This is a genomic window from Rhodococcus baikonurensis (assembly GCF_040489275.1).
GTDB classification, from domain to species: Bacteria; Actinomycetota; Actinomycetes; order Mycobacteriales; family Mycobacteriaceae; genus Rhodococcus_F; species Rhodococcus_F baikonurensis.
Map to the genome: position 1 here is coordinate 1 of NZ_JBEUOQ010000054.1, position 5,446 is coordinate 5,446.

General features: G+C 62.9%; 6 protein-coding genes. 4 read left to right on the plus strand and 2 right to left on the minus strand.

Annotated features, from left to right (window positions below; genetic code table 11):
• The first annotated feature begins 212 nt into the window (after positions 1-212).
• Both mce and ABWI03_RS33960 read left to right on the plus strand, forming a co-directional pair.
• Positions 213-686 (plus strand): methylmalonyl-CoA epimerase, encoded by a 474-nt coding sequence (mce, locus tag ABWI03_RS33955; RefSeq protein WP_070385161.1) that lies wholly within the window; start codon positions 213-215, stop codon positions 684-686.
• A gap of 40 nt (positions 687-726) precedes the next feature.
• On the plus strand, positions 727-1,770 hold the full coding sequence (locus ABWI03_RS33960; RefSeq protein ID WP_095973766.1) for a coiled-coil domain-containing protein: 1,044 nt from the start codon (positions 727-729) through the stop codon (positions 1,768-1,770).
• Positions 1,771-1,777: 7 nt separating this feature from the next.
• On the opposite strand, the gene ABWI03_RS33965 is transcribed toward ABWI03_RS33960, so the two are convergent.
• Together ABWI03_RS33965 and nucS are read right to left on the minus strand one after the other, a co-directional pair.
• Positions 1,778-2,122: an Rv1322 family protein gene (locus ABWI03_RS33965; RefSeq protein WP_124569864.1), complete on the minus strand. Its 345-nt coding sequence runs from the start codon at positions 2,120-2,122 to the stop codon at positions 1,778-1,780.
• Between the two features lie 19 nt (positions 2,123-2,141).
• Positions 2,142-2,816 carry an endonuclease NucS gene (nucS, locus tag ABWI03_RS33970; protein WP_003945160.1) on the minus strand — a complete coding sequence of 225 codons (675 nt, stop codon included), beginning with the start codon at positions 2,814-2,816 and terminating at the stop codon, positions 2,142-2,144.
• Between the two features lie 42 nt (positions 2,817-2,858).
• On the opposite strand from nucS, the gene ABWI03_RS33975 reads away from it, so the two are divergent.
• Entirely contained in the window at positions 2,859-4,451 is a 1,593-nt protein-coding gene (locus tag ABWI03_RS33975) for an adenylate/guanylate cyclase domain-containing protein (RefSeq protein ID WP_166814232.1), read from the plus strand.
• A 142-nt stretch (positions 4,452-4,593) separates the two neighbouring features.
• The gene (locus ABWI03_RS33980) at positions 4,594-5,220 is read left to right on the plus strand and encodes a dihydrofolate reductase family protein (protein WP_298782241.1); all 627 of its coding nucleotides are present in this window, start codon (positions 4,594-4,596) and stop codon (positions 5,218-5,220) included.
• Positions 5,221-5,446 lie beyond the last annotated feature (226 nt).

Below are 5,446 nucleotides of genomic sequence, written 5' to 3' on the forward strand. Positions count from 1 at the left end.
TTTGATGGCGATGCCGCCGAGGTCGGACCCGGAGAGGTCTTTCAACGATCCGAGGAGTCGACCCATCGGGGTACGAGCTCCCGCAACAATCACAGAACTGGTCACGATTTCCTCCGGCTGCAAAAGAGACATAGTCGTCGGTTCCGTGCGGCCTAAGAGCCAAGTCACATCCCGACGTGTACTCCTCAAACGGTAGCGCTACCGTGAAAGGTATGACACAGACCTCCCCCAGTTCTGCACTCGCACCTTTGTCGTCCGACCTCGTCGTCGCGATCGATCACGTCGGAATCGCGGTGCCCGATCTCGACGTGGCGATCGCGTGGTACACGCAGCACCTGGGCATGGTGTCGACCCACGAGGAAATCAACGAATCGCAGGGCGTGCGTGAGGCCATGCTCTCCGTCGTCGGCTCCCCCGCCGGATCCACTGCCGTTCAGCTGCTCGCGCCTCTGGACGAGAACTCGACCATCGCCAAGTTCATCGACCGAAGCGGCCCTGGACTGCAGCAGCTCGCCTACCGGGTCACCGACATCGACGCCATCTCCGCCGAGCTTCGCGAGCGCGGTGTTCGGTTGCTGTACGACGCTCCCCGACGCGGTACGGCCAACTCGCGCATCAACTTCATTCACCCGAAGGACGCCGGGGGCGTCCTGGTGGAACTGGTCGAACCCGACGCGAGCCACTAGCAGACCCGACTCCAGCTCGTATGCCAGGTAGATTGTCGCCATGGCATACGAGCAGGACCGCGGTTCGATCCAACTTCCGTTCCAGATCGCACGGAAGGGATACGACCGCGACGAGGTACGTAACTACTTCGAGCGATTCGACGCGGAGCTGCGAGTTACCGCAGCCGATCGTGATGCTGCCGCTGCGCAGGCCCGTGACCTTGCCAAGCAGCTCGACGATGCACGCGACGACATCGACGACCTCCGCAAGGACGTCGACCGCCTGTCGGTACCGCCCACCACTGCGGAGGGCATGAGCGATCGCATCAGCCGCATGCTGCGCCTTGCCTCCGACGAGGCCTCCGAGGTGCGCGCGAAGGCCGAGGCCGACGCAGCCGAGATGACCTCCATTGCCGAACAGGACGGCGCCCGCCTACGTGGGCACTACGAGTCGCTGATCGCCGAACTCGAGGACCGTCGCAACGCGATGGAAACCATGCACGAGCAGACCATGGCACAGGCCCGTACCGAAGCGGCCCGCATCGTCGAAGCCGCACAAGCCGAGCGGGATCGACTGGCTGCCGAGTCCGAGGCCAAGCGCACTCAGATCCGCGAAGACTTCGACATCTCTATGTCGGAGCGCCGCGCCAAGGTCGTCGCCGCCGTCAACGAACTGGAGTCGTCGAGCAAGGCAGAGGCCGAGCGTCGACTCGCCGATGCGTCGCACGAGGCTCAGCGGAGGCTGCAGGCCGCCACCGATCAGTCCGAGCGCAAGATCGCACACGCAAAAGAACTGACTGAAGAACTGCGTGTTCTCCGTGGCCGAATCCTGGCTCAGCTCTTGGGTATTCGCGGACAACTCGATTCGGTTCCGGCCATGCTCGCATCGGTCAATCGGGAGAGCGAACTCCTCGATTCACCGCCCGCTCCGGTCATCGTCGAAGCCGAGGAAGATCTCGAGATCGAAGACAAGAAAGCCGACGCAGATCCGGTCGACTCAGAACCACGTATCGACGAAGACGACGTACTCGAGGACTCGGACGAGACCAACACCGCCGAGATCGACACCCGCGCCGTCGAGCAGCGAGCCCAGTCCAGGAACTGATCGACGCTCAGGACCACCGTCTGGTCAGGCTGCGAGTTCCGCGGCCTGACCAGCATCCGGTGTGCCAGTGTCGACGTTCGTTCGCGCCACCCGGTTCCGAAGGCCACGTCACCACATGGGCGACGCCGGGCCTGATGTCGTGATCACAACCGGGACACCGGTAGAACTTCGTCGCATTGGAACCGGGTATCGGCCTCACCATGTACATTTCACCGCCCGGCCCGGGTTCCTCCCGGACCAGCGCCCCGCCGAACAACACACCACTGGGTGCCTGCGACTCCGCACTCGAATCCCGAGCACGCCGAGTATCCGTTCGACGGGTTTGCTTCGGCGAAGGTTTGCGGCGCGGCATGGTTCGAGTCTAAACAGCGTCAGAAAAGTCGGAACTCGGTGCTTTCGGTCCCGCGGAGTGCCTCGTAGTCAAGGACCAGACAACGGATCCCACGGTCGTTGGCCAAAGTCTTCGCCTGCGGCTTGATCTGTTGCGCTGCAAAAACTCCCGTGACCGGCGCGAGCAACGGATCGCGGTTGAGCAATTCCAGATAGCGCGTCAACTGCTCGACGCCGTCGATCTCGCCGCGGCGCTTGATCTCCACCGCCACCGATGCACCGTCCGCGTCGCGGACCAGAAGGTCGACCGGCCCGATGGCCGTCATGTACTCGCGGCGCACCAACGTGTAGCCGGGGCCGAGCGTCTCGACATGCTCCGCTAGAAGCTCTTGAAGGTGCGCTTCGACACCGTCCTTGATCAATCCCGGATCGAGACCGAGTTCATACGACGAATCGTGCTCGACCTCCTCGAGAGTGATCCGAAGCTCCTCGCCCGCCTTGTTGGTGACGACCCACAGGATGTCGTCGCTGTCTCCGGTGGTCTCGACCAACCAGCACGGCGGACTCATCCAGTTCAGCGGCTTGTACGCCCGATCGTCGGCATGAATGCTGACGGAGCCGTCGGCCTTGACCAACAGCAGTCGTCTTGCGGTAGGGAGGTGGGAGGTCAGGCGTCCCACATAATCGACACGGCAACGAGCAATAACTAGGCGCACCGGACCACCCTAAGCGATCAATACGACTACTCTCGACACACTATGCAGCGAAGCCGTGTCCCGAGTGCGCCCCTGGGGTCGTGGCTGCTCGGATCCACCGACGAAAGCCCCAGGCGTCGCCGAATCCGCGTCCAGGCACTACTGACCGCCCCTCTCCTGGTCACCAACCTGATCGGAGCGGTGCTGGCGATAGTGCTCGTCGGATTCGTGGTTCCCGGACCCGAGATCATCCACCCCGAATTCGCGTGGATCAACTTTATCGCCGTGCCCGTCTTCATCGGGTGTGTCTTTCTGATCGGACTTCTCTGGGGCACCAAACGCCTCATGCGGGATCTCCGGTGGGCCACCGAGGATCACCGGCCAACCGAGCAGAATCAACGCGCGGCGCTGCGCGGGCCGTGGCGACTGACCCGAGTGCAAGCTGTCCTGTGGACGGCCGCGCTCATCACCTTCACGACCATGTACGGAATCGTCGACCCCGACACCATTCCGAAAGTTCTGTTCACCGTGGCCTTCAGCGGTATCACCACCTGTGCTTTCTGCTACCTGCTCAGCGAGTTCGCACTCCGCCCTATTGCTGCGCGTGCACTCGAGTCCGGAGCACCCCGCAAGGCTGCCGTTCTCGGACTGACCGGCCGGACAATCCTCGTCTGGCTGCTCGGAAGCGGAGTCCCCGTCACTGGCTTGATGCTCGTAGCGGTCTTCAGCTTCATCCGACCTGCTTCGTGGCAAGCCCTCGCAATCGCCATCCTCGTCATCGGCGGGATCACCCTGTGTGTCGGACTCGGGCTGACGTACATCAACATTCGATCGGCCGCGGCCCCCATTCGGTCCGTACGACGAGGCATGGAACAAGTCACCCGTGGCGACCTCACCGCGTCCGTCGTCGTGTACGACGGGACCGAACTGGGACTGCTGCAGACCGGCTTCAACCGAATGGCCGAGGGCCTACGCGAGCGCGAGAGAATTCGCGACCTCTTCGGGCGCCACGTCGGACACGAGGTTGCCGCAAACGCGGTTCGCCGCAACCCCGAACTCGGCGGTGAAGAGCGCGACGTTGCCGTTCTTTTCGTCGACGTCATCGGTTCGACCACCATCGCGGCCACCAACTCCCCTACCGCGGTGGTCGCTCTACTCAACCGATTCTTCGACGTCATCGTCGACGAGGTCGATGCACACGGCGGATTCGTCAACAAGTTCGAGGGCGACGCAGCGCTGGCGATTTTCGGAGCGCCGACGACACTCGACGATCACGCCGGCAGCGCTCTTGCCGCCGCCCGCAAGATCCAGCAGCGCCTGCGTGCCGAAGTTCCGGAAGTGAGCGCGGGAATCGGCGTAGCTGCCGGTATTGCCGTAGCCGGCAACGTCGGTGCGCGAGAAAGATTCGAGTACACCGTCATCGGTGATCCCGTCAACGAGGCAGCACGACTGTCCGAGGTCGCAAAGACGGTTCCGGGTAACGTCGCCGCGTCCGGACGGGCGGTGGCCGCTGCGGACAGCGCCGAAGCTGCCCAGTGGTCGATCACCGAGAACATCACCCTTCGCGGCCGCCTCGAACAGACCGAGCTCGCGATTCCGTGCGACGCTTTGGAGTCCGAGACCGCCCCCTCAGAGTCCGTGCCTGTTCAGCCCTGATCTCACCTCCCACCCTGAGCGAACGGCACGTTCGGTCGATCCAAGGCGATGAACGCCACGTTCGCTCGATGACTTTCCCTCTTCCCGACGGTCTATATCGGCACAGCGGAAATCCGACGACGCCTGGGAGATGGGTACGACTATGAAACTGACGACGTTTACCATCGTCACTCTCGACGGAGTGATGCAAGGACTCGGTGGGCCGGACGAAGACCGCCGTGGTGGATTCGAGCGGGGCGGATGGTCCGCGCCATTGGTGGACACCGACGCGATGAATTACCTCGTCCAGGTCTACCAGCGAGCTGAGGCCTTCCTGTTCGGCCGACACACCTACGAGATATTCGCCGGATACTGGGGCACGTTCGAGAATCCGGATGTCAACCCCATTGCAAGCGCGTTGAATTCGCGGCCCAAGTATCTTGCGTCGACGACGCTCACCGATCCCCAATGGAAGAACACGACCGCCCTTACAGGTGACACCGCCACAGCGATCGGCGAACTGAAAGCCGTACCCGGCGGTGAGCTCCAGGTGCACGGTAGCGGCAACTTGTGCCGTTGGCTTCTCGCGAACGATCTCGTCGACGAGATGATCCTGCTCATCGTGCCGGTGGTCGTAGGCCAGGGCACTCGACTCTTCCCCGACTCCGGACCGGACATCGCACTCGAACTGGCCGAATCGCAGGCAACTCCGAAAGGCGTGATGATCCAGCGGTACCTGCCCACTGGCCGGCCGAAGTATGCAACAGCCACCGCCGACGGCATCGACTGATCCGGGCAAAGCGCCCGCCGACCTCAGTCGCTCGCCCTGCCCTGATCGTGCGAACGGTACGTTCGGTCGATCTGAGGCGATGGATGTACCGTTCGCTCGATGTCGGGGTGTGTTTTGGGGGTGTGTTTTGGGGGTGTGTTTTGGGTATGAGAAAGCCCCCCAACCATGACTGGTTGGGGGGCTTCTCTTACGTTGTGTTCGGCGGTGTCCTACTCTCCCACACCCT